Source organism: Mycolicibacterium sphagni (assembly GCF_002250655.1).
GTDB classification, from domain to species: domain Bacteria; phylum Actinomycetota; class Actinomycetes; order Mycobacteriales; family Mycobacteriaceae; genus Mycobacterium; species Mycobacterium sphagni.
In genome coordinates this window covers 152,153-176,273 of record NZ_NOZR01000005.1, presented here as the reverse complement: position 1 = coordinate 176,273, position 24,121 = coordinate 152,153, and the positions used below count along the sequence as shown (strand labels likewise).

Genomic DNA, 24,121 nt, shown 5'->3' with positions numbered 1-24,121 from the left:
CGGAACTCACGGGGACTCAGCGTATGCGCCAGGCGCCGGACGTGGCGCCGGTGGCTCGGCCTGCGGCCCGGTCGGCGGTCTGGGGTCGGGCTCCTGGCCGCTGAATGCCTCACTGGTGCCGGGCACTTTCCGCCACGGCAGGTGGTTGAACGTCACCGCGATCAGCAGCAGCACGATCACCAGGCTGGCGAGGGTGGCGTCGAGGATCTGGAACAACGCGAAGCGGTCGCCGTTCGCGGTTGGACCAAAGATGCCGACCACGAGGCTCACGGCGATCGTGGCGATGCGGAAGCCGGGCCGGGTGGCCCACGCGGCCAGCGGGATGATCGCCCACAGCAGGTACCACGGCTGCACCACGGGGAACAGCAGCACCGTCGCGCCCAGCGCCACACCGAGCCCGCCGACCGGATGCAGCCGCCCCCGGAACACGGCCAGCAGCAGCCAGGTGACCGTGATCATGATGATCAGCACACCCATGGCGCGGGTCAGCGACAGCACAGCCGTGGTGTGATCGCCCAACCCGAGCAGGATGCCCACCTGCCCGGTGCCCAGCGCCAGCAGGGTCGGCGGCGACATCCAGCTGCGCACCACGTTGGCGGTGCCGAGGGTGAAAATCCAGCCGAACCCCAGCCCGCTGGCCCAGCCGACAACCGCCATCACCACCAGCGACAGCGCAGTCATCAGGAGCGTCGCCGACAGAAACGCTTTGATCGTGGCGCCCCAGCGGTGAGCCAGCGCCATGCCGACGAACCCCAACGCAAGCAGGCCGGGCAGTTTGACCTGCGACGACAGTGTGATCAGCACCGCACCCAGAATCAGCATGGCCAGTGGTTCCCAGGCCAGCCACTCGTCGCGCCCGCGCGGCCAGTGCACCGGCCGCGGCAGCAGTGACCCCGCGGCATCCACGCCGCGCAGGGCGAACTCCGCACCGGTCAGCATCAGGCCCAGCATCAGCGCTTCGTTATGGATGCCTGCCACCAGGTGCATCAGCAGCAGCGGGTTGGCCGCGCCCAGCCACAAAGCGGTGACCTCGGCCACCCCGCAGCGGCGGGCCAGCCGAGGCACCGCCCAGACGATCATGCCGACCCCGAGCAGGACCACCACCCGATGGCTGAGGACGGCAGCGACGATGTTCTCCCCAGTCAGCGCGGAGATACCGCGGCCGACCCACAGGAACAGCGGCCCGTACGGTGCCGGGGTATCGCGCCATAGGCTGGGCACCGAGAGGGTGAACACATGACCCAACCCAAGACCAGGGGCCGGCCCGACCTTGTACGGATCGAGTCCGTTGGCCGAGATCTGGCTCTGCGCCAGATAGGAGTAGACGTCCTTGCTGTACATCGGCGGTGCGATCAGCAGCGGCACGATCCATAACAGCAGGGTGTGATCAAGCTGACTGCGCGACATCCGGCGTGACCCCAGTGTGAACCGGCCGAGCATCAGCCAGGCCAGCGCCATCATCACCGCGCCGGTGGTGGTCATCGTCAGCGAGACGGTCTGGATGCGCGAGGGGAGATTGAGCAGCCGCACCCCGAATGTCGGGTCCTGCACGACGGGACGGGCACCGGCGCCGAGCGCGCCGATCGCCATCAATACTGTTCCGGTGGCGCCGAAGAGCCGGGTACGGCGCATCGCGCGCCGTTCGGCGTCGTTGAGCGGCGAACCCACGGTGCGCTCATCGCCGTGCAGGCGGGCGATCGACGAACTCAGCGAATGCTGGCGGGCTGCCACCACAGCACTCTAACTGCCGGTCCGCTTGACCCCGTCGCTGCTAAGGGTGCCCTTGCTAGACCTGTCCGGCTAATTGCGTAACACTGGTGTTGTGAAAATCCCGTCCGGTGCAGATCCGGCGCCCGTGCTGGGCGCCGCGGTGCACGACGGACAGACTCGGCGCACGATCGTGCAGCTGCTGGTCGAATCGGGATCCATCACCGCCGCTGAGATCGGTCACCGGCTGGGCCTCTCCGCCGCCGGGGTACGCCGGCACCTCGACGCTCTCATCGAGGCGGGGGATGCCGAGGCCAACGCCGCGGCCGCGTGGCAGCAGGCCGGCCGGGGCAGGCCCGCCAAGCGCTACCGGCTCACTGCCGCTGGGCGCGCCAAGCTCGAGCACACTTACGACGACCTGGCCTCGGCCGCGATTCGCCAACTGCGCGAGATCGGTGGCGAGGAGGCGGTGGAGACATTCGCCCGACGCCGGATCGACGCCATCCTGGCGGGAGTAAAGCCCGGCCCCGACGACGTTGAATCCACTGCTGAGCGGGTAGCCGATGCGTTGACGGCGGCCGGTTACGCGGCGACCACGACGCGAGTGCGCGGCCCGCTGCAGGGCATCGAGATCTGCCAACACCATTGCCCGGTTTCGCACGTCGCCGAGGAGTTCCCGGAACTGTGTGAGGCCGAGCAGAAGGCCATGTCCGAGGTTCTCGGTACCCACGTGCAGCGCCTGGCGACGATCGCCAACGGCGACTGCGCCTGTACTACCCACGTGCCACTCACCCCGGCACACCGCTAGACCAGCACCACCTTCGGTGCTCAGCCTGTACCGAAGCCGCCACGATCGATTGAGGAGCGTCGCCATGACACTCACACCGGAAGCCAAGCAGGCTGAGCCGCTGACCCAGGACGAGACCATCGCGTCCTTGGGCAATTACGGCTATGGCTGGTCGGACTCCGACGTTGCGGGTGCCAGCGCGCAGCGTGGCCTGTCCGAAGCGGTCGTGCGTGACATCTCGGCCAAGAAGAACGAGCCGGAGTGGATGCTCGATATGCGCCTGCGGGCGCTGCGCACCTTCGACAAGAAGCCGATGCCGAACTGGGGCTCCAACCTCGAGGGCATCTTCTTCGACAACATCAAATACTTCGTGCGCTCCAGCGAAAAGCAGGCCGCGACGTGGGATGACCTGCCCGCCGATATCAAGAACACCTACGAGCGTCTGGGTATCCCGGAGGCGGAGAAGCAGCGCCTCGTTTCGGGTGTGGCCGCGCAGTACGAATCCGAGGTGGTGTACCACTCCATCCGTGAGGATCTGGAAGCCCAGGGCGTCATCTTCCTGGACACCGACTCGGGTCTGCGGGAACACCCGGAGCTCTTCAAGCAGTACTTCGGCACGGTGATCCCGGCCGGCGACAACAAGTTCTCCGCGCTCAACACCGCGGTGTGGTCGGGTGGTTCGTTCATCTACGTGCCCAAGGGTGTGCATGTCGACATCCCGCTGCAGGCCTACTTCCGGATCAACACCGAGAACATGGGCCAGTTCGAGCGCACTCTGATCATCGCCGACGAGGGCTCCTACGTGCATTACGTGGAGGGCTGTACGGCACCGATCTACAAGAGCGACTCGCTGCACTCGGCGGTAGTGGAGATCATCGTCAAACCCGGTGCGCGGGTGCGGTATACGACCATCCAGAACTGGTCCAACAACGTCTACAACCTGGTGACCAAGCGCGCCAGGGCTGAGGCCGGCGCCACCATGGAATGGGTCGACGGGAACATCGGCTCGAAGGTGACCATGAAGTACCCGGCGGTGTGGATGACCGGCGAGCACGCCAAGGGTGAGGTGCTCTCGGTGGCGTTCGCCGGCGAGGGTCAGCACCAGGACACCGGAGCCAAGATGCTGCATCTGGCGCCGAACACGTCGAGCAACATCGTGTCGAAGTCGGTGGCACGCGGCGGCGGGCGGACGTCCTACCGCGGTCTGGTCCAGATAAACAAGGGCGCGCACGGATCGCGTTCCAGCGTGAAATGCGATGCGCTGCTTGTCGATACGATCAGCCGCAGCGACACGTACCCCTATGTCGACATCCGCGAGGACGACGTCACGATGGGGCATGAGGCCACGGTGTCCAAGGTGAGCGCCGATCAGCTGTTCTACCTGATGAGCCGCGGCATGACCGAGGACGAGGCGATGGCCATGGTGGTGCGCGGCTTCGTCGAACCCATCGCCAAGGAACTGCCGATGGAGTACGCCCTTGAGCTCAACCGGCTGATCGAGCTGCAGATGGAAGGTGCTGTCGGCTGATGTCCAACGCGACTACGGCGGTTGAGGGTTCGCGACTCACTGCCGCCAACAAGGGTGAGCAGTTCAGCTCGTTCGACGTCGACGCCTTCGAGGTGCCCGGCGGCCGCGACGAGATCTGGCGGTTCACTCCGCTCAAGCGGTTGCGCGGCCTGCACGACGGCTCGGCGCCCGCGACCGGGTCCGCACAGATCAGCGTCACCGAACAACCCGACGTGACGGTGGAGACAGTCGGCCGCAAGGACGAGCGTCTCGGCCAGGGCGGTGTTCCAGCTGATCGAGTTGCCGCACAGGCGTTCTCGTCGTTCAACTCCGCCACGGTGATCACCGTCGCGCGGGGTGCCGAGATCGCCAAGCCCATCGAGATCACCGTTGACGGCCCCGGCGAGGGCGCGGTGGCCTACGGGCACCTGCAGATCCGGATCGAAGAGCAGGCGCGTGCCATTGTCGTGGTCGACCTTCGCGGAAGCGGCACCTACGCCGACAACGTCGAGATCATCGTCGGCGATGCCGCGGCGGTTGGGGTCATCTGGATCGCCGACTGGGCCGACGACATGGTGCACGTCAGTGCCCACCACGCACTGCTGGGCCGCGATGCCGTGCTCGGGCATGTCAACGTGACGCTGGGCGGCGACGTCGTGCGGACCACCGCGACCGTGCGCTACACCGGCCCCGGCGGCGAGGCGCAGATGCTCGGCACGTATTTCGCCGATGACGGCCAGCACTTCGAATCGCGCCTACTGGTCGACCACTCCCAGCCGAACTGCAAGTCGGATGTGCTGTACAAGGGTGCGCTACAAGGCGACCCGGACTCGGCGAAGCCGGACGCACACACCGTGTGGGTCGGCGACGTGCTCATCCGAGCCAGCGCCACCGGCACAGACACCTTCGAGGTCAACCGCAATCTGGTGCTCACCGATGGCGCCCGCGCCGACTCGGTGCCCAACCTGGAGATCGAGACCGGGGAGATCGTCGGCGCCGGGCATGCCAGTGCCACCGGACGTTTCGACGACGAGCAGCTGTTCTACCTGCAGGCCCGCGGCATCCCGGAGGAGCAGGCCCGCAGGCTTGTGGTGCGTGCCTTCTTCGGGGAGATCATCGCCAAGATCGCCGTGCCGGCCGTCCGTGAACGCCTCACCGAAGCCATCGAACGAGAACTAGCAATAACGGAAGCGAAAGCCACACAGCCATGAGCACTTTGGAAATCAAGGATCTGCACGTCAGCGTTGCCAACGAGGACGGCTCCGAGAAGGAGATCCTCAAGGGCGTCGACCTGACCGTGAATTCGGGGGAGACCCATGCGGTCATGGGCCCCAACGGATCCGGCAAGTCCACACTGTCGTACTCGATCGCCGGCCATCCCAAGTACCACGTCACCTCGGGTTCGATCACCCTCGACGGTGAGGACGTGCTGACGATGAGCGTCGACGAACGCGCTCGGGCTGGGCTCTTCTTGGCCATGCAGTATCCGGTCGAGGTGCCAGGTGTGTCGATGTCCAACTTCCTGCGCACCGCGGCCACGGCCGTGCGCGGCGAAGCGCCCAAGCTCCGGCATTGGGTCAAAGAGGTCAAGACCGCGATGGCCGACCTCGAGATCGACCCGCAGTTCGCCGAACGCAGTGTCAACGAAGGCTTCTCGGGCGGCGAGAAGAAGCGTCACGAGATCCTGCAGCTGGGCCTGCTGAAGCCGAAGATCGCCATCCTCGACGAGACCGACTCCGGTCTGGACGTCGATGCACTGCGGGTGGTCTCCGAGGGCGTGAATCGCTTCGCCGAGGCCGAGCATGCCGGTGTTCTGCTTATCACGCACTACACCCGGATCCTGCGCTACATCCGGCCGCAGTTCGTGCACGTCTTCGTCGACGGCCGGATCGTCGTGTCCGGTGGTCCCGAGCTGGCCGACGAGCTCGAGGAGAACGGCTACGTGCGCTTCACCCAGGCGGCGGCGGGAGCCTGACATGACGGCCTCGGTGGATCTGGACGTCACGGCTGTCCGCGCCGACTTCCCGATCCTGAATCGGGTGATGCGGGGCGGACATCAGCTGGCCTACCTGGATTCCGGGGCGACGTCACAGAAGCCGCTGCAGGTTCTCGACGCCGAGCGCGATTTTCTGACCAGGTCCAACGGCGCGGTGCATCGCGGTGCGCACCAGCTGATGGAGGAGTCGACCGACGCCTACGAACAGGGTCGTGCCGATATCGCGTCATTTGTCGGTGCCGACGCCGACGAGTTGGTGTTCACCAAGAACGCCACCGAATCGCTCAACCTGGTGTCATACGTGTTGGGGGACGGGCGGTTCGAGGACTCTGTCGGTCCGGGCGATGTCATCGTCACCACCGAGCTGGAGCATCACGCGAATCTGGTGCCGTGGCAGGAACTGGCCCGGCGCACCGGGGCGACCCTGCGCTGGTACGGCGTCACCGACGACGGCCGGATCGACCTCGACTCTCTGCAACTGGACGAGCGGGTCAAAGTCGTTGCATTCAGCCATCATTCGAATGTCACCGGTGCGGTGGCCCCGGTCGGCGAGCTGGTGGCGCGGGCCAAGGCGGTCGGTGCGCTGACCGTGCTGGACGCCTGCCAGTCGGTGCCGCATCAGCCGGTGGATTTCCACGGCCTGAATGTCGACTATGCCGCGTTCTCCGGGCACAAGATGCTGGGTCCCACCGGCATCGGCGTGCTCTACGGTCGCCGCGAACTACTCGACGCGATGCCGCCGTTCATCACTGGCGGATCGATGATCGAGACCGTGACCATGGAGGCCACCACCTACGCCCCCGCACCGCAACGATTCGAGGCCGGCACCCCGATGACCTCGCAGGTGGTCGGATTGGCAGCCGCCGCACGGTATCTCAGTGCATTGGGAATGGCCGCCGTCGAGGCTCACGAAAATGACCTGGTGGCCGCCGCCATAGAAGGTCTGAGCGGAATCCCGCAAGTACGCATCATCGGGCCGACCTCGCTGGACCACCGGGGGTCTCCGGTGAGCTTCGTCGTCGACGGGGTGCATGCCCACGATGTCGGCCAGGTGCTCGATGACGACGGGGTGGCCGTGCGGGTCGGGCATCACTGCGCGTGGCCGCTGCACCGCAGGTTCGGCATCGCCGCTACCGCGCGGGCATCGTTCGCGGTCTACAACACCGCCGACGAGGTGGATCGTTTGGTGGCAGGTGTGAAGCGTGCCGTGGAGTTCTTCTCGTGAAGATGGAGCAGATGTACCAGGAAGTGATCCTGGACCACTACAAGCACCCCCACCACCGTGGGCTGCGTGAGCCATTCGGCGCCGAGGTGCACCACGTCAATCCGACGTGCGGTGACGAGGTGACGTTGCGGGTCGCGCTGTCCGAGGACGGCGAACAGGTCACCGATATCTCGTATGACGGTCAGGGGTGCTCGATCAGCCAGGCTGCGACCTCGGTGCTCACCGACCAGGTGATCGGGCTGACGGTCGGCGATGCGCTCAAGACCGTGGCGGCTTTCACCGAGATGGTGTCGTCGCGGGGAACTATCGATGGCGACGAAGACGTGCTGGGCGACGGGGTGGCGTTCGCCGGCGTGGCGAAGTATCCGGCGCGGGTGAAGTGTGCGCTGCTGGGGTGGCTGGCTTTCAAAGATGCGGTGGCACAGGCCTCGCATCGAAAGGACTTGGAGGAGAAGCGATGAGTGATACCGCCTCAGAGACACCGTCAGAGGAATTCTTGGCCGATATCGAGGAAGCCATGCGCGACGTGGTGGACCCCGAACTCGGCATCAACGTCGTCGACCTCGGCCTGGTGTACGGCCTGAACGTCGAAGGCGCGGACGGCTCGAAGGTCGCCCTCGTCGACATGACGTTGACGTCGGCCGCCTGTCCGCTCACCGATGTGATCGAGGACCAGACGCGCACGGCGCTCGTCGGCGCCGGGCTGGTCAACGAGATAAAGATCAACTGGGTGTGGAATCCGCCGTGGGGGCCTGACAAGATCACCGAGGACGGCCGCGAACAACTGCGCGCCCTCGGCTTCACGGTCTAGCCTGCGAGAATGCTCACCGTCCCCGCCTTCGTCTGGCGGGGCGGTGCGATTACCCGCGCCATCATGGTCGGCCTTGCCGTCGGCTTTTTCCTTGGTCTGCTGGCATGGCTGGATTCCGGGCTGTGGTTCGCCGGCCTGATCGCCATGGCGATCATCTCGCTCATCTATGGAGTCTGGCTGGGCCGGCGGATGGTCCGGTACTGGCCGGGCGCTTGCGCGCTCACCGGTGAGCAGCGCGTGCGGGTCGCCGGTGTCACCCGCTGTGGCGGCCGCATGGGCGACCCGGCATTGGCGCGGGCGGTAGTGGACTACGCCGACGGGCTGCACAACTCCGAGAAGTCGGGCCGCGCGTTTCGCTGGGTGGTCCCGCTGGTCCTCGTCGTGGCGGCCGGGATGGCGATATGGGACTCGGTGTTCGCATCGACACGCGACCTGGTGTCGTCGTGCGTGTATCTCGTCCTGCTCGGGTTCGATGTGTTCTGGTGGCCGGGCCGGCGAGATCGATTGCTGGCCAACGCCGATCGGGCCAAGGAGCGGGCGCTGGGACTCATCGATAGCACCGAAGGGAAGGCCGAGTGACCATTGGGACCGTCGTAGCGACCCGCCGTCAGTTGCACGGCATCGCCGAGAGCTTCCTGGCCGGACCGCAATACCGCGCGACGGGAACGATCCGGCTGGCGGTGCGTCCGGACGGATTCAGCGACACCACGCTGGCGATCGCCGTGCACGGCACAACACTGGTGTGGCCGGGCGGCAGCACCGCGCTGGCCGGCCCGGTTCGGGACGTTGCCGCGGCCAGCGGTCTGGAGATCGGTCCGCCTGCCGGGGCATACGAATCGGTCGCGGCACTGGACCCTGACTCCGTCCTGCAGCTCGACGCCGATGAGGCCGACGTCATCTACCGGTGTCTGTATGCCGGTGGCTTTGCGATAAAAACCGTTCTCCCCGAAAGTCATCCGGTGTTGTGGCCCGAACATTTCGACGTCGCGGCCAGTGCCGGCGAAGTCAACTACGGCGTATCGGCCGGCGACGACTTCCATGAACTGCCCTACGCCTACGTCGGGCCGTGGGACTTCGCCACGTCACCGCGTACCGGGCCGCTGTGGAATGCGCCATTCGGTGCCGTGCATGACCTGGACCTCGCCGCCGACGTCGACACGCTGGCGACCGACATCACCGACTTCTTCCGCCGGGTTGAAGCAACGCTGTAAGCCTCTGCGGAATCACGACGCCCCACGGTGGCGTTGGATGAATCCATGGACCCCGTGCAGGACCTGTTCACACCGCTGACCGTCGGTTCGCTGACCGTGCGCAACCGCTTCGCGATGGCCCCGATGACCCGGGCCGCATCGCCGGACGGTGTGCCGGGACCGGACGTCGCCGCGTATTACGCCCGCCGGGCGGCGGGTGGCACCGCGCTGGTCATCACCGAGGGCGTCCGCATTCCGCACCCGGCCGCCGGTTGGCCGGACCGCGTCCCCAATCTGGACGGCGACGATGTGCTCGCCGGCTGGCGTGCGGTCACCGACGCCGTACACGCGCAAGGCGCGGCTATCGCCGCACAACTCTGGCATCAGGGCGCCGCGCGCGGGGTGCACGACGGCGACGGTCCCGACCAGGTGCCGGTCAGCCCGTCGGGAATCGACCTCGCGGGCAGCCCGATCGGGCGGGCGCTGAGCCTCGACGAGCTACCCGCGCTCGCGCAGGCCTATGCGCTGGCCGCTGCTAACGCCCGCGCTGCCGGCTTCGACGCCGTCGAGATCCACGGTGCCCACGGCTATCTGCTCGACCAATTCCTCTGGGAGCACACCAATCACCGCGACGACGGCTACGGCGGCTCGCTGGACGCGCGCACCCGATTCCCCGCCGAAGTCGTTGCTGCTGTGCGCGCGGCAGTGGGTCCCGGCTTCCCGATCATCTACCGGTTCTCGCAGTGGAAGATGAACCGCTACGACGCGCAGATCGTCGGCAGCGGCGCGGAACTCGAGCAGCTACTGGCCCCGCTGGTCGAAGCGGGCGTGGATATCCTGCACCCCTCGACCCGTCGGCATTATCTGCCCGGCTTCCCCGACGAGGACCCGCGATTGAGCCTGGCCGGCTGGACCAAGAAGATGACCGGCCTGCCCGTCATCGCCGTCGGCACAGTGGGGCTGGAATCCGAATTCAACCCCGGCGGGCAGGGCGGGCCGATACCACCTTCGTCCATCGACCGGCTTGTGGACCAGTTCGAAGCCGGCGAATTCGACATCGTCGCCGTCGGCCGCGCGTTGCTTGCCGATCCAGGCTGGGTGAACCGGGTGCGTGACGGCAAGCTCGACGAGTTCGCCGGTTTCGATGCGGCCACCGCCCTGGGCCGTTTGTACTAATTCCAACTGGGAACACACCCCGCCAACCCGACGTTAGGACTGACGTGGCTACACAAGACCTGACCGCGCAGAATTTCAACGACACCATCACCGGCAACGACATCGTGCTGGTCGACTTTTGGGCGTCGTGGTGCGGACCCTGTCGCGCGTTCGCCCCGACGTTCTCCGCGTCGTCGGACAAGCACCCCGACGTGGTCTACGGCAAGGTCGACACGGAGGCTGAGCAGGAGCTGGCCGCTGCCGCCGAGATCCGATCCATCCCGACGCTGATGGCGTTCAAGAAGGGCAAGCTGATCTTCAATCAGGCCGGTGCGCTGCCGCCCGCCGCCCTCGAGGACCTCATCACGCAGGTCAAGGAGTTCGACGTCGACGCGGCGGTCGCGTCTCAGTCCAAGGACGCCTAACCCCGTGCACGCGATAGCGTGCAACCCGTGATTCGTGACTCTGGTTTCGTCCTCGTCGACATCCCGCAGCCAGGCGTTGCCCTGGTAACCCTGAACCGTCCCGAGCGGATGAATTCCATGGCGTTCGATGTCATGGTGCCGCTCAAGGAGGTTCTCACCGAACTCAGCTACGACAACTCCGTGCGCGCGGTTGTGCTGACCGGTGCCGGGCGTGGCTTCTCCTCGGGCGCTGACCACAAGTCGGCCGGCTCGGTGCCGCACGTTGCGGGGCTGACCCGGCCCTCGTTCGGCCTGCGGTCCATGGAGTTGCTCGACGATGTGATCCTCGCCATGCGGCGGCTGCACCAGCCGATCATCGCGGCGGTCAACGGTGCCGCCATCGGTGGCGGGCTGTGCCTGGCGCTGGCAGCCGACATCCGGGTCGCCGCCAGCGGCGCCTACTTCCGCGCGGCCGGGATCAACAACGGCCTAACCGCCAGTGAACTGGGCCTGAGCTACCTGCTGCCGCGGGCGATCGGATCGTCGCGGGCGTTCGAGATCATGCTCACCGGCCGCGACGTCGACGCGCAGGAAGCCGAACGGATTGGTCTGGTCTCCCGGCAGGTGCCCGAAGAGGAGTTGTTGGCGGCCTCTTTCGAGATCGCCACCCGCATCGCGGCATTCTCCCGGCCGGGTATCGAGTTGACCAAGCGGACGCTATGGAGTGGACTGGACGCCGGTAGCCTGGAGGGGCATATGCAGGCCGAGGGCCTCGGGCAACTCTATGTGCGCCTGCTCACCGCCAACTTCGAAGAGGCGGTCGCTGCGCGTGCCGAGAACCGCGCCCCGGTCTTCACCGACGACAAGCCATAGAGATGAAGGAGCAGCACGCGTGATCACCGCAACGGATCTCGAGGTCCGCGCCGGCGCACGCACGCTGCTGCTTGCCGAAGGCCCGGCGCTGCGGGTGCAGCCCGGCGACCGCATCGGTCTGGTCGGACGCAACGGTGCCGGGAAGACCACGACGATGCGGATCCTGGCTGGCGAGGGTGAACCGTACGCGGGCACCGTCGTCCGCACCGGCGACGTCGGCTATCTGCCACAGGATCCCCGCGAGGGTGACCTCGACGTTCTGGCCCGTGACCGGGTGCTGTCGGCGCGCGGCCTGGACACCCTGCTGGCCGATCTGGAAAAGCAGCAGGCGCTGATGGCCGAGGTGGTCGACGACGCCGCCCGAGACAAGGCGGTCCGCCGGTACGGCCAGCTCGAGGAGCGCTTCGCGGCATTGGGCGGATACGCCGCCGAGAGCGAAGCCGGCCGCATCTGCGCCAGCCTGGGTCTGCCCGAACGAGTCCTCACCCAGCCGCTGCGCACACTGTCCGGTGGCCAGCGCAGGCGTGTCGAGCTGTCCCGGATTCTGTTCGCGGCGGGCGGAGGCTCCGGCACCGGGTCCTCCAACACCACTCTCTTGCTCGACGAGCCGACCAACCACCTGGACGCCGACTCGATCGGCTGGCTGCGGGACTTCCTCAAATCACACACCGGTGGCCTGGTGATCATCAGCCACAACGTCGAATTGCTCGACGAGGTGGTCAACCGGGTGTGGTTCCTCGACGCGGTGCGCGGCGAGGCCGACGTCTACAACATGGGTTGGCAGAAGTACCTCGACGCCCGCGCCACCGACGAGCAACGCCGCCGCCGGGAACGTGCCAACGCCGAGAAGAAGGCGAGTGCGCTGCGCACCCAGGCCGCCAAGATGGGCGCGAAGGCCACCAAAGCTGTTGCCGCACAGAATATGTTGCGCCGCGCCGAGCGCATGATCGCCGAACTGGACGACGAGCGCGTTGCCGACAAGGTGGCCAAGATCAGGTTCCCCACCCCGGCCGTGTGCGGTCGCACACCGTTGGTGGCCAAGGGCCTGACGAAGACTTACGGGTCGTTGGAGATCTTCACCGGGGTCGACCTGGCCATCGACAAAGGGTCCCGCGTCGTCGTGCTCGGACTCAACGGTGCGGGTAAGACCACGCTCCTGCGGATCCTGGCCGGCGCGGAAAAGGCTGACGCCGGCGCCATCGAACCGGGTCACGGGCTCAAGCTGGGATACTTTGCGCAGGAACACGACACCATCGATGGCAGCGCCTCGGTATGGGAGAACATCCGCCACGCCGCACCCGACACCGGCGAGCAGGATTTGCGCAGTCTGCTCGGCGCATTCATGTTCACCGGCCCCCAACTCGATCAGCCGGCCGGCACCCTGTCCGGTGGCGAGAAGACTCGACTGGCGCTCGCGGGTCTGGTGGCCTCGACGGCCAATGTGCTGTTGCTCGACGAGCCGACCAACAACCTCGACCCCGCGTCGCGCGAACAGGTTCTCGACGCACTGCGCAGTTACCAGGGCGCGGTGGTGCTGGTGACTCACGATCCGGGTGCTGCTGAAGCCCTCGACCCGCAGCGGGTGGTCCTGCTTCCGGACGGCACCGAGGACTTCTGGTCCGACGAGTACAGAGATCTCATCGAGCTCGCCTGACAACTGGCATAAACCATTTCGGTGATTCCGGCCAAACCGCCGTGAAGCGCTCCTACTCTGTGGGCTACGGCGCCGATCGACCGGGGAGAGTGATCATGAGGAAGCCCAACGAAGCTCACGATCAGTTGTTGCACAGTCTGCGCAACGCCTACGAGGGTGGCGCGAGTATCCGCACGCTGGTGGCGTCGACAGGCCGGTCGTACGGCTCGATCCACGCGTTGTTACGCGAATCCGGCACCACCATGCGCAGCCGCGGTGGTCCCAACCACGTCACTCGGCGCTAGCCGCCCGCACGGAATCCTCCACCAGATCCAGCACGGCCGAGAGTCGCTGGGGATCTTCGCCCGCCGCAAGTCGCGCCACCAGCCCGTCGAGCACCAGATCCAGGTAGCACTGCACCACGGCACTGGGCACGTCGTCACGCAGCCGGCCGGCTTGCTTCTGCCGGCGCAGCCGATCGCTGGTCGCCGCCGACAGCTCGGCCGACCGTTCCGCCCAGCCCTGCTGGAACACCGGGTCGTTGCGCAGCTTGCGAGCGATCTCCAAACGTGTGGCCAGCCAATCGAATTGATCGGGCGCGGCCAGCATGTCCCGCATCACCTGTACCAGGCCCTGGCTCGACGCCACCTCGGCCATCCGCTCGGCATCCTCGCGCGCAAGGGCGAAGAACAGCGTGTCCTTGTCGCGGAAGTGATGGAAGATCGCACCGCGTGACATGCCGATGGTCTGCTCCAGGCGGCGCACGGTGGCCTTGTCGTAGCCGTACTCGGCAAAGCAGCGCCGTGCGCCGTCGAGGATCTGGCGACGGCGGGCCGCCAGATGATCCTCGCTAACCCGGGGCACGTCCGGCTAGCCGGCCCGCAGCATATTGCGCAACACGTACTGCAGGATGCCGCCGTTGCGGTAGTAGTCGGCTTCACCAGGGGTGTCGATGCGCACCACGGCGTCGAATTGAACCGTCGACCCATCCTCTTTAGTGGCAGTGACGCTAACGGTTTTCGGCGTCTTGCCGTTGTTGAGCTCCTCGATCCCGGTGATGTCGTACACCTCGGTGCCGTCCAGCTTCAGTGACGCCGCCGATTCGCCTGCGGGGAACTGCAGCGGGATCACGCCCATGCCGATCAGGTTGGAGCGGTGGATGCGTTCGAACGACTCGGTGATGACCGCGCGCACGCCGAGCAGGCTGGTGCCCTTGGCCGCCCAGTCGCGAGACGAGCCCGAGCCGTATTCCTTGCCACCCAGCACCACCAGTGGAATGCCTTGCGCCGCATAGTTTTGCGCGGCGTCGTAGATGAAGGCCTGCGGTCCGCCATCCTGGGTGAAGTCGCGGGTGTAGCCACCGGACACGTCGTCGAGCAACTGGTTCTTGAGCCGGATGTTCGCGAACGTGCCGCGGATCATCACCTCGTGGTTGCCGCGCCGCGAGCCGTAGGAGTTGTAGTCCTTGCGGTCGACGCCGTTCTCTTCGAGGTACTGCGCCGCCGGGGTGCCCGGCTTGATATTGCCGGCCGGGGAGATGTGGTCGGTGGTCACCGAATCACCCAGCAGTGCAAGAACTCTCGCGCCGCTGATATCGGTCACCGGCTGCGGCTCGGCCGGCATGCCGTCGAAGTACGGAGGCTTGCGCACGTACGTCGACTTCGGATCCCAGTCGAAGGTCTTGCCCTCGGGTGTGGGCAGGTTCTGCCAGCGCTCGTCACCCTTGAAGACGTCGGCGTAGCTGTCGGTGAACATCTCCCGGTTGATCGACGACGCGATGACGTCGGAGATCTCCTTCGAGGACGGCCAGATGTCCTTGAGAAAGACGTCGTTGCCGTCGGGGTCCTGGCCGAGCGGCTCGGACTCGAAGTCGAAGTCCATGGTGCCGGCCAGGGCATAGGCGATGACCAGTGGCGGTGAGGCCAGGTAGTTCATCTTCACGTCGGGGGAGATGCGGCCCTCGAAGTTGCGATTGCCCGACAGCACGGCGGTGACCGTCAGATCTTCCTCGTTGATGGCCTTGGAGATGGCATCCGGCAGCGGGCCGGTGTTGCCGATGCAGGTGGTGCAGCCGTAACCCACCAGGAAGAAGCCCAGCTTCTCCAGGTACGGCCAGACGCCCGCCTTGTTGTAGTAGTCGTTGACCACCTGGGAGCCAGGTGCCATCGACGTCTTGACCCACGGCTTTGAGGTCAGCCCCTTCTCGACGGCGTTGCGGGCCAGCAGTGCGGCGCCGAGCATCACCGACGGGTTGGAGGTGTTGGTGCACGACGTGATCGCCGCGACGACCACCGCGCCGTGGTCGAGCACGAATTCACCTTGCTCATCGGATTTGATCTTCACCGGCTTGGTCGGCCTGCCCTCGGCGCCGCGGGCGGCCGAGTGCACCGGGACGGCGTCCTCTTCAGCGAAGGAGAGCGACACCGAGTCGCTGGCCGGGAACGACTCGTCGACAGCCTCGTCCAGGTTGGTGCAAGCGGCCGGGTGGTTCTCCTCCACGTAGTTGTGGATGTCCTTGCGGAACGCATTCTTGGCGTCAGACAACTCGATACGGTCCTGGGGGCGCTTCGGGCCGGCGATCGAGGGCACCACGGTGGACAGGTCCAGCTCCAGGTACTCCGAGAAGACCGGCTCCTTGTCGGCGTTGTGCCACATTCCCTGTGCCTTGGCGTACGCCTCGACCAGAGCCAGCTGCTCCTCGGTGCGCCCGGTCAGGCGCAGGTAGTCCACCGTCACGTCGTCGATTGGGAAAATCGCCGCGGTGGAACCGAATTCGGGGCTCATATTGCCCAGCGTGGCGCGGTTGGCCAGCGGCACCTCGGCGACGCCCTTGCCGTAGAACTCGACGAACTTGCCGACCACCCCGTGTTTACGCAGCATATCGGTGACGGTCAGCACCACGTCCGTAGCGGTGACGCCGGGCTGGATCTCACCGGACAGCTTGAAGCCGACGACGCGGGGGATCAGCATCGAGACGGGCTGACCCAGCATCGCGGCCTCGGCCTCGATACCGCCGACGCCCCAGCCGAGCACACCGAGGCCGTTGACCATCGTGGTGTGGCTGTCGGTGCCGACGCAGGTGTCGGGATAGGCGACGCCGTCCCTGACCATGGTGACGTGCGCGAGGTATTCGATATTGACCTGGTGCACGATGCCCGTGCCGGGCGGGACCACCTTGAAGTCGTCGAAGGCGCCCTGGCCCCAGCGAAGGAATTGGTAGCGCTCGCCGTTGCGGCCGTATTCGATCTCGACGTTCTTCTCGAAGGCGCCCGCGTTACCGAAGACATCGACGATGACGGAGTGGTCGATGACGAGTTCGGCGGGGGCCAGCGGGTTGACCTTCTCGGCGTCGCCGCCCAGGTCGCCGACGGCCTCACGCATGGTGGCCAGGTCGACGATGCAGGGGACACCGGTGAAGTCCTGCATCACCACACGGGCCGGGGTGAACTGGATCTCGATGCTCGGCTCGGCCGAGGGGTCCCAGTTGGCGATCGCCTCGATGTGGTCCTTGGTGATATTGGCGCCGTCCTCGGTGCGCAACAGGTTCTCGGCCAGCACCTTGAGGCTGTAGGGGAGTTTCTCGGTGCCGGGGACCGCGTCGAGGCGGTAGATCTGGTAGCTGTTGTCGCCGACCTTCAGGGTGTCGCGCGCTCCAAACGAATTCAGTGAATCATTGCTGCTCACATCAACTCCCGGCGTTGTCATCGATGCCGACGGGCTGTGTCGGCGTTCGGCCTGATACTAACAGTACGCTTGTCCTGCTAAGCGGGCGGACCCGTTTTCACAGCCGCGGTCAACGGTCCTGGGTCTCAGTCTTGTCTTCCTCGGCGCGTGGTGCCACCCCGGAATCGGGACGCGAGGTACCGTTTCGGATCGTGACGATTCTGCACGCGCCGACCTTCATTCCGGTGGAGATGTGCAGCAGCGTCGGACTGGCCCCGTCGACCCCGGTCGAGCAGTGCCTGGCCGCGGTCAAGGCCGACGTCGCCAAGGATGGCGTCGCCGCACCGGCCGCCGATGTCGCCGGACTGCAGAAGGTGGTGGCCGGCGCTCAGGAGCACGGCATCGACCTCAAGGTCGTCGTGATGGAAACAAGCCCGCCGATCGACACCCCGCTGCGCGATATCGCCACCGAGATCGGTCATGCCAATCCCGGTGCGACGGTGCTGGTGCTCAGCCCGGGGTGGGCCGGGACCTACAGCACGACCTATGACCGCGTGCTGCTCGAGGCGGGTCAGGATGTGGCCAAGACAGCGCCCAATCCAGTGGTGGGCACACAGGCTTTTGTCGACCAGCTACAAACGCCCGATTTCCCCTGGGTGGGATTTACCATCACGCTCGTGATCGGGGTGACTGCGGCGGCCGTTTTAACCCGCGTTTTGCAGCTCAGAGCGAAGCGCTCGCAACATACCCAAATACCCGCTGAACAGGTGGAATAACCTTACCTGGCAAAGCAATAAGATTACTTTTCGGCAACATCTCGTAAATGACAAAGATGTAATTCCTGCCGGAAGTTTCCTCTGCGACAAATGTGACGTACGGTGCAACTGTCGCCATTGTTATTGATGTGACTGATGTGACATCTGTGACGGGCGTGACTGCACGTGGAGCAGAGGAGACCAGGGTCGAATGAGGCGTTCCCGTCGCGGCTCTATTACCCGGCCGGCCATCCGAATCGCCAAGCCGGTGTGCCCGTTGGCGCTGAGTGTCGCCATGACGTTCACCATGCCCGGACTGGCCCAGGCCGAGCCCGGCCCGGGCCCCAACACGATCGCCGGCCTGATCGCCGACGTCGCCGACGCCAACCAGCGGTTGCAGGACGTCGGCGCCAAAGTGCAGGCCGAGCAGGAAAGCGTCAACAAGGCCATCGTCGACGTGCAGACCGCCCGCGACGCGGCAGCCGCAGCCCAGGACAAGGTCGACGCCAGCGCGCAGGGCGTTAAGGACGCCAACGCCGCGATCGCAGACGCCCAGAAGCGATTCGACGTCTTCGCCGCCGCGACCTACGTCAACGGCCCGTCGGCGTCGCTGGTGATGGCGAGCACGCCCGAAGAGATCATCTCCACCGCGTCGGCTGGTCAAACCCTGGCCGTGAGCTCGGAGCAGGTGATGGCCGACCTGCAGCGGGCCCGTACCGAGCAGGTCAACCAGGAGTCCGCGGCCCGGCTGGCCAAAGAGAAGGCCGATCAAGCCGTCGCCGACGCCGAAGCCAGCCAGCAGACGGCGGTCTCGGCACTGACCGACGCGCAGAAAACTTTTGCCGCCCAGCAGGCCGAGATCGACCAGCTGGCGGCCGAACGCAAGACGGCCCAGGACAAGCTCGACGCCGCCCGCGAGTGGTCGGCGCCGGCGAATTCGCCTGCCGCCGTGCCACAGTCGGCTGCGGCCGGCCCGGCGACCCCGGGGGATCGCTGGGATCCGGCCGCGCCTGGTTCACCCGCCGCGCCCAACTCCGGAAAGGTGCCGCCCTACGGCAGCGTCTCGGAGTGGGACACCACACTGCCGATGGTGCCCAGCGCGTTCGTCTCCGGCGACCCGATCCAGATCATCAACGCGGTACTGCAGATCTCGTCGTCCTCGCTGGACGCGACCAAGCAGATGGGCAAGAGCTTCCTGCAGAAGCTCGGCATCCTGAAGCCCGACGACACCGGGATCACCAACGGCGCGATTCCCTACGTTCACGGTCAGGAAGCCTCCGAGTACGTGATCAAGCGCGCCATGTCGCAGATGGGTGTGCCGTACTCCTGGGGCGGGGGGACCGCCACTGGTCCGTCCACCGGAATCGACAGCGGCTCCGGCACGGTCGGGTTCGACTGTTCCGGGCTGATCATGTACGCGTTCGCCGGTGTCGGCATCAGGCTGCCGCACTACTCGGGTTCGCAATACAACATGGGCCAGAAGATCCCGTCGGCCGAGATGCGCCGCGGTGACGTGATTTTCTACGGCCCCGGCGGCAGCCAGCACGTGACGCTCTACCTGGGCCAGGGCCAGATGCTCGAGGCTCCCTACACCGGTTCATCAGTGAAGATCTCGCCGGTGCGCACCAGCGGCATGACACCGTACGTCATCCGTTACATCGACTACTGACCCGCGGAGTTGTACAGGAGCTTTTTCTATGTCTCGCAATAGTTCTCGACGGCTCTTCGTCGGGACGATACTGACGGCACTCGCGCTGGGAATTGGCATCGCCAGTCCGGCGAACGCCGATCCGGGCGAGTGGGATCCGACGCTGCCCAAGCTGTTGAGCGCGGGCGCGCCCGGTGACCCGGTTGCCGTCGCCAACGCGTCGCTGCAGGTTGTTCAGCAGTCCGCACAGGCCACCATGGACCTGGGCCGCAAGTTCTTGTCCGGCCTCGGTTTCGGCGGCGCGCCGTCCTCGCTGCCCGGCGGGCGGGTGCGCGGCCCGCAGGCCATCGAGTACGTGATCGCCCGCGGCGCCTCGCAGCGCGGTGTGCCGTACTCGTGGGGCGGCGGCGCGATCAACGGACCCAGCGCCGGCGTCGACGAGGACGCGGGCAAGATCGGCTACGACTGCTCTGGCTTCGTCCGCTACGCCTTCGCGGGCGTCGGCGTCCAGCTCCCGAAGTACTCCGGCGACCAGTACAACTCCGGCCGGCACATCCCGCCGTCGGAGGCCAAGCGGGGCGATCTGATCTTCTACGGGCCCGGCGGCGCCCAGCACGTCACCATCTATCTGGGCAACGGGCAGATGCTCGAGGCCTCGTCGGCGGCCGGTTACGTGACCGTCAGCCCCGTCCGCACGGCGGGCATGACGCCATACCTCACGCGCATTATCGAGACCTGAGCCCCGTCGATTTGCCGTACTCCTCGACGCGCCAGCGAACGGGGCACGTCGACGGATCCCAGAACGCCTGGAATAGTTGTGTTCGGGCGCCGAGGTGCCCGCTAAAACCAACAGCTGTGGAGGAAGTCGATGACGTCACCAGGTGGGTCGCCCGCGGGCCCCGGAGCGTTTGCCGGGCCGACCGGAGCCCCGGCCGCCGCGCCATCCGGCGGTAATGGTCTGGCCGGCGAGGTGCACACCCTGGAACGCGCGATCTTTGAGGTCAAGCGCATCATCGTGGGCCAGGATCAGCTGGTCGAGCGCATCCTGGTCGGATTGCTGGCCAAGGGCCACGTGCTGCTCGAAGGTGTCCCCGGTGTCGCCAAGACGCTGGCGGTCGAGACCTTCGCCAAGGTGGTCGGCGGCACCTTCGCCCGCATCCAGTTCACCCCCGACCTGGTGCCCACCGACATCATCGGTACCCGCATCTACCGGCAGGGCCGCGAGGAGTTCGACATCGAACTCGGGCCTGTGGTGGTGAACTTCCTGCTGGCTGACGAGATCAACCGCGCCCCGGCAAAGGTGCAGTCGGCGCTGCTGGAGGTCATGGCCGAGCGCAAGATCTCCATCGGCGGCAAGACCTACGAGCTGCCCAAGCCGTTCCTGGTCATGGCGACCCAGAACCCGATCGAGAACGAGGGCGTCTACCCGCTGCCGGAAGCCCAGCGCGACCGCTTCCTGTTCAAGATCAATGTGGACTACCCGTCGCCGGAGGAAGAGCGCGAGATCATCTACCGGATGGGTGTCACCCCGCCGGAGCCCAAGCAGATCCTCGAGACCGGTGACCTGTTGCGGCTGCAGAACGTCGCCGCCAACAACTTCGTCCACCACGCGCTGGTCGACTACGTGGTCCGGGTCGTCACCGCGACGCGGCGCCCCGAGCAGTTCGGCCTGAACGACGTCAAGTCCTGGGTGGCGTTCGGCGCCTCGCCGCGTGCATCGCTGGGCATCATCGCCGCCGCCCGCGCGCTGGCCCTGGTGCGCGGCCGCGACTACGTCATCCCGCAGGATGTCATCGACGTCATCCCCGACGTGCTGCGCCACCGACTGGTGCTGACCTACGATGCGCTGGCCGACGACATCAAGGCCGAGACCGTGATCAACCGGATCCTGCAGACCGTCGCACTTCCGCAGGTCAATGCTGTTCCGCAACAAGGGCATTCAGTGCCGCCGGTGGTTCCCGCCGGGGCGGGTGCCAACGGTCGGTGAGCGAATCCGAAGCCATCCACCCGCCGTCGTTCCAGCGCGGTGAGATCGGTGACGCCAAGCTCTCGGCTGCGCTGCGCACCCTCGAGCTGACGGTCAAACGCAAGCTCGACGGAGTGCTGCACGGTGACCATCTGGGTCTGATCCCCGGGCCCGGCTCCGAGCCCGGGGATTCGCGGATGTACCAGCCCGGCGACGACGTGCGCCGGATGGACTGGTCGGTCACCGCGCGCACGCAGGTGCCGCACGTGCGGCAGATGATCGCCGATCGCGAGCTGGAGACCTGGCTGGTTATCGACCTGTCCGCCAGCCTGGACTTCGGCACCACCGGCTGCGAGAAACGCGACCTGGCAGTGGCGGCGGCGGCAGCCATCACCTACCTCAACAGTGGCGGCGGCAACCGGATCGGTGCCATCATCGCGAACGGCGACCGGATCACCCGCGTGCCCGCCTTGTCGGGCCGCAACCACGAGCAGACGCTGCTGCGGACCATCGCCACCATGCCGAAAGCGCCGGCCGGTGTCCGCGGTGACCTGGCCGCCGCCATCGACGCCCTGCGCCGGCCCGAGCGCCGCCGCGGCATGGCCGTGGTGATCAGCGACTTCCTCGGCCCGATCAACTGGATGCGCCCGCTGCGCGCCATCGCCGCGCGCCATGAGGTCCTCGGCGTCGAGGTACTCGACCCGCGTGATGTCGAACTGCCTCCGGTGGGCGACGTGATCCTGCAGGACACCGAGTCCGGCACCACCCGCGAGTTCACCATCGATGAGCAGCTGCGCGACGACTTCGCCCGCGCCGCCGCCGTGCACCGCGAGGAGGTGGCGCGCACCCTGCGCCGCTGCGGGGCGCCCCTGATGACCCTGCGCACCGACCGCGACTGGATCGCCGACATCGTGAGGTTCGTCGCGTCCCGTCGCCGCGGCGCCCTGGCAGGCAGCCAATGAGATTGCCGTTACTCGGGCCTATGTCCCTGTCCGGCTTCGAACACCCGTGGTTCTTCCTCTTCCTGCTCGTCATCGCCGCACTCGTCGCGCTCTACGTCGCGATGCAGTTCGCCCGGCAACGGCGAATCCTGCGCTTCGCGAACATGGAGCTGCTGGAAAGCGTTGCGCCCAAACGGCCTAACAAGTGGCGGCATCTTTCGGCCATCCTGCTTATCGCCTCGCTGGTGCTGCTGACCATCGCAATGGCCGGGCCCACCAACGATGTGCGTATCCCGCGCAACCGCGCCGTGGTGATGCTGACCATCGACGTCTCACAGTCGATGCGCGCCACCGACGTCGAGCCCAGCCGGCTCGCCGCCGCCCAGGAAGCCGCCAAGCAGTTCGCCGACCAGCTCACCCCCGGGATCAACCTGGGCTTGATCGCCTACGCCGGCACGGCCAGCGTGCTGGTGTCGCCCACCACCAACCGCGAGGCCACCAAGAACGCGATCGACAAGCTTCAGCTGGCCGACCGCACCGCCACCGGCGAGGCGATCTTCACCTCGCTGCAGGCCATCGCGACTGTCGGAGCCGTGATCGGCGGCGGCGACGCTCCGCCGCCCGCCCGGATCGTGCTGATGTCCGACGGCAAGGAAACCGTGCCGTCCAACCCGGACAACCCCAAGGGCGCGTTCACCGCCGCCCGCACGGCCAAGGACCAGGGCGTGCCGATATCCACGGTGTCGTTCGGCACGCCGTACGGCTACGTGGAGATCAACGGCCAGCGCCAGCCGGTCCCCGTTGACGACGAGATGCTCAGGAAGATCGCCGAGCTCTCCGGCGGCAGTTCCTACACCGCGTCGAGTCTGCAGCAGCTCAAGGAGGTCTTCACCTCCCTGCAGGACCAGATCGGCTACGAGACCATCAAGGGTGACGCCAGCACCGGCTGGTTGCGCCTCGGCGCGCTCGTGCTGGCTGTCGCCGCACTGGTCGCACTGCTGATCAACCGCCGCCTGCCGGGCTGATGCCGCTCGTGTCGATTTCGGCGTGACCGACGGCAGGCACTAAGTTGACTCCAATGACCGATACCGCTGATCCGGCCGGCACCGCCGCCGTCCCCGGTAAACCGCCGTTTGTCTCCCGTTCCGTCCTCGTCACCGGTGGTAACCGGGGCATCGGGCTGGCGATCGCGCAGCGACTGGCCGCCGACGGCCACAAGGTGGCCGTCACCCACCGCGGATCAGGCGCCCCCGAAGGCCTGTTCGGCGTGGTGTGTGACGTCACCGACAGTGCGGCGGTCGACCGCGCCTTCACCGAGGTCGAAGAGCACCAGGGGCCGGTCGAGGTGCTGGTGTCCAATGCCGGCATCTCGCAGGACGCGTTCATGATCCGCATGACCGAGGAGCGCTTCGAAAACGTCATCGACGCCAACCTGACCGGTGCGTTCCGGGTGGCCCAGCGGGCATCGCGGAGCATGCAGCGCAAGCGGTTCGGCCGGATCATCTTCATCGGCTCGGTGTCCGGTATGTGGGGCATCGGCAACCAGTCGAACTACGCCGCCGCCAAGGCGGGTCTCATCGGTATGGCCCGCTCCATCTCCCGCGAGATGTCCAAGGCCGGCGTCACCGCCAACGTCGTCGCCCCGGGTTACATCGACACCGAGATGACCCGCGCGCTCGACGAGCGCATCCAGGAGGGTGCGCTGGACTTCATCCCGGCCAAGCGGGTCGGTACGGCCGAGGAGGTCGCCGGGGCGGTCAGCTTTCTGGCATCCGAGGACGCCAGCTACATCGCCGGCGCGGTCATCCCGGTCGACGGCGGCATGGGTATGGGCCACTAAGAGGTAAAGGACAAGAGGTT

Annotated in this window: 24 protein-coding genes; 21 read left to right on the top strand and 3 right to left on the bottom strand. The window is 66.6% G+C overall.

The annotated features are described in order from the left end of the window. Positions 1 to 6: 6 nt before the first annotated feature. Positions 7 to 1,731 carry a polyprenol phosphomannose-dependent alpha 1,6 mannosyltransferase MptB gene (gene mptB, locus CG716_RS07940; RefSeq protein WP_165774062.1) on the bottom strand — a complete coding sequence of 575 codons (1,725 nt, stop codon included), beginning with the start codon at positions 1,729 to 1,731 and terminating at the stop codon, positions 7 to 9. Between the two features lie 73 nt (positions 1,732 to 1,804). Here mptB and CG716_RS07935 point away from each other — a divergent pair, with 73 nt between their 5' ends. From CG716_RS07935 to CG716_RS07870, 14 genes are all read left to right on the top strand, one after another. Continuing rightward, the gene (locus CG716_RS07935) at positions 1,805 to 2,515 is read left to right on the top strand and encodes a helix-turn-helix transcriptional regulator (protein ID WP_094478194.1); all 711 of its coding nucleotides are present in this window, start codon (positions 1,805 to 1,807) and stop codon (positions 2,513 to 2,515) included. 64 nt (positions 2,516 to 2,579) lie between these two features. Further along, entirely contained in the window at positions 2,580 to 4,022 is a 1,443-nt protein-coding gene (sufB, locus tag CG716_RS07930) for a Fe-S cluster assembly protein SufB (RefSeq protein WP_094478192.1), read from the top strand. Next, positions 4,022 to 5,212 carry a Fe-S cluster assembly protein SufD gene (gene sufD, locus CG716_RS07925; protein ID WP_094478190.1) on the top strand — a complete coding sequence of 397 codons (1,191 nt, stop codon included), beginning with the start codon at positions 4,022 to 4,024 and terminating at the stop codon, positions 5,210 to 5,212. Before sufB ends, sufD begins: the two co-directional genes overlap by 1 nt. Further along, positions 5,209 to 5,976, top strand: a complete 768-nt coding sequence (gene sufC, locus CG716_RS07920; protein ID WP_094478188.1) for a Fe-S cluster assembly ATPase SufC — start codon at positions 5,209 to 5,211, stop codon at positions 5,974 to 5,976. The genes sufD and sufC overlap by 4 nt, the downstream gene beginning before the upstream one ends. Before the next feature lies 1 nt (position 5,977). Beyond that, on the top strand, positions 5,978 to 7,222 hold the full coding sequence (locus CG716_RS07915; RefSeq protein ID WP_094478186.1) for a cysteine desulfurase: 1,245 nt from the start codon (positions 5,978 to 5,980) through the stop codon (positions 7,220 to 7,222). After that, positions 7,219 to 7,683 carry a Fe-S cluster assembly sulfur transfer protein SufU gene (gene sufU, locus CG716_RS07910; protein ID WP_094478184.1) on the top strand — a complete coding sequence of 155 codons (465 nt, stop codon included), beginning with the start codon at positions 7,219 to 7,221 and terminating at the stop codon, positions 7,681 to 7,683. Before CG716_RS07915 ends, sufU begins: the two co-directional genes overlap by 4 nt. Next, a complete protein-coding gene (locus tag CG716_RS07905) occupies positions 7,680 to 8,033 on the top strand; it encodes a metal-sulfur cluster assembly factor (RefSeq protein ID WP_094478182.1) in 354 nt (117 codons plus the stop codon). The genes sufU and CG716_RS07905 overlap by 4 nt, the downstream gene beginning before the upstream one ends. A 9-nt stretch (positions 8,034 to 8,042) precedes the next feature. Continuing rightward, positions 8,043 to 8,612 carry a hypothetical protein gene (locus CG716_RS07900; RefSeq protein WP_094478180.1) on the top strand — a complete coding sequence of 190 codons (570 nt, stop codon included), beginning with the start codon at positions 8,043 to 8,045 and terminating at the stop codon, positions 8,610 to 8,612. After that, on the top strand, positions 8,609 to 9,244 hold the full coding sequence (locus tag CG716_RS07895; protein WP_094478178.1) for a hypothetical protein: 636 nt from the start codon (positions 8,609 to 8,611) through the stop codon (positions 9,242 to 9,244). The genes CG716_RS07900 and CG716_RS07895 overlap by 4 nt, the downstream gene beginning before the upstream one ends. 45 nt (positions 9,245 to 9,289) lie before the next feature. Further along, complete coding sequence (locus CG716_RS07890; protein ID WP_094478176.1) at positions 9,290 to 10,399, top strand: oxidoreductase; 1,110 nt, start codon at positions 9,290 to 9,292, stop codon at positions 10,397 to 10,399. A 44-nt stretch (positions 10,400 to 10,443) separates the two neighbouring features. Beyond that, entirely contained in the window at positions 10,444 to 10,803 is a 360-nt protein-coding gene (gene trxA, locus CG716_RS07885; protein ID WP_094478174.1) for a thioredoxin, read from the top strand. A gap of 27 nt (positions 10,804 to 10,830) precedes the next feature. After that, positions 10,831 to 11,655, top strand: coding sequence for an enoyl-CoA hydratase (locus CG716_RS07880; RefSeq protein WP_094478407.1), 825 nt, complete (start codon positions 10,831 to 10,833; stop codon positions 11,653 to 11,655). A 19-nt stretch (positions 11,656 to 11,674) separates the two neighbouring features. Beyond that, positions 11,675 to 13,309, top strand: coding sequence for an ABC-F family ATP-binding cassette domain-containing protein (locus CG716_RS07875; RefSeq protein WP_094478172.1), 1,635 nt, complete (start codon positions 11,675 to 11,677; stop codon positions 13,307 to 13,309). Between the two features lie 95 nt (positions 13,310 to 13,404). After that, positions 13,405 to 13,593 (top strand): helix-turn-helix domain-containing protein, encoded by a 189-nt coding sequence (locus tag CG716_RS07870; protein WP_094478405.1) that lies wholly within the window; start codon positions 13,405 to 13,407, stop codon positions 13,591 to 13,593. Here CG716_RS07870 and CG716_RS07865 read toward each other — a convergent pair. Continuing rightward, complete coding sequence (locus CG716_RS07865) at positions 13,580 to 14,152, bottom strand: TetR/AcrR family transcriptional regulator (protein ID WP_094478170.1); 573 nt, start codon at positions 14,150 to 14,152, stop codon at positions 13,580 to 13,582. The two genes, CG716_RS07870 and CG716_RS07865, sit on opposite strands and share 14 nt — an antisense overlap. A 6-nt stretch (positions 14,153 to 14,158) precedes the next feature. Then, complete coding sequence (gene acnA / locus CG716_RS07860) at positions 14,159 to 16,993, bottom strand: aconitate hydratase AcnA (RefSeq protein WP_094478168.1); 2,835 nt, start codon at positions 16,991 to 16,993, stop codon at positions 14,159 to 14,161. Positions 16,994 to 17,163: 170 nt separating this feature from the next. On the opposite strand from acnA, the gene CG716_RS07855 reads away from it, so the two are divergent. From CG716_RS07855 to fabG1, 7 genes are all read left to right on the top strand, one after another. Further along, positions 17,164 to 17,727: an Rv1476 family membrane protein gene (locus tag CG716_RS07855; RefSeq protein WP_207760602.1), complete on the top strand. Its 564-nt coding sequence runs from the start codon at positions 17,164 to 17,166 to the stop codon at positions 17,725 to 17,727. Between the two features lie 190 nt (positions 17,728 to 17,917). Beyond that, on the top strand, positions 17,918 to 19,375 hold the full coding sequence (gene ripA, locus CG716_RS07850; RefSeq protein WP_094478166.1) for an NlpC/P60 family peptidoglycan endopeptidase RipA: 1,458 nt from the start codon (positions 17,918 to 17,920) through the stop codon (positions 19,373 to 19,375). A gap of 28 nt (positions 19,376 to 19,403) precedes the next feature. Next, positions 19,404 to 20,093, top strand: coding sequence for an NlpC/P60 family peptidoglycan endopeptidase RipB (ripB, locus tag CG716_RS07845; RefSeq protein WP_094478164.1), 690 nt, complete (start codon positions 19,404 to 19,406; stop codon positions 20,091 to 20,093). 129 nt (positions 20,094 to 20,222) lie between these two features. Continuing rightward, the gene (moxR1, locus tag CG716_RS07840) at positions 20,223 to 21,341 is read left to right on the top strand and encodes a chaperone MoxR1 (RefSeq protein ID WP_094478162.1); all 1,119 of its coding nucleotides are present in this window, start codon (positions 20,223 to 20,225) and stop codon (positions 21,339 to 21,341) included. After that, entirely contained in the window at positions 21,338 to 22,282 is a 945-nt protein-coding gene (locus CG716_RS07835) for a DUF58 domain-containing protein (protein ID WP_094478160.1), read from the top strand. The genes moxR1 and CG716_RS07835 overlap by 4 nt, the downstream gene beginning before the upstream one ends. Further along, the gene (locus CG716_RS07830) at positions 22,279 to 23,286 is read left to right on the top strand and encodes a VWA domain-containing protein (RefSeq protein WP_094478158.1); all 1,008 of its coding nucleotides are present in this window, start codon (positions 22,279 to 22,281) and stop codon (positions 23,284 to 23,286) included. The genes CG716_RS07835 and CG716_RS07830 overlap by 4 nt, the downstream gene beginning before the upstream one ends. Positions 23,287 to 23,339: 53 nt before the next feature. After that, positions 23,340 to 24,101 carry a 3-oxoacyl-ACP reductase FabG1 gene (gene fabG1 / locus CG716_RS07825; protein ID WP_094478156.1) on the top strand — a complete coding sequence of 254 codons (762 nt, stop codon included), beginning with the start codon at positions 23,340 to 23,342 and terminating at the stop codon, positions 24,099 to 24,101. The last annotated feature ends 20 nt before the right edge of the window (positions 24,102 to 24,121 follow it).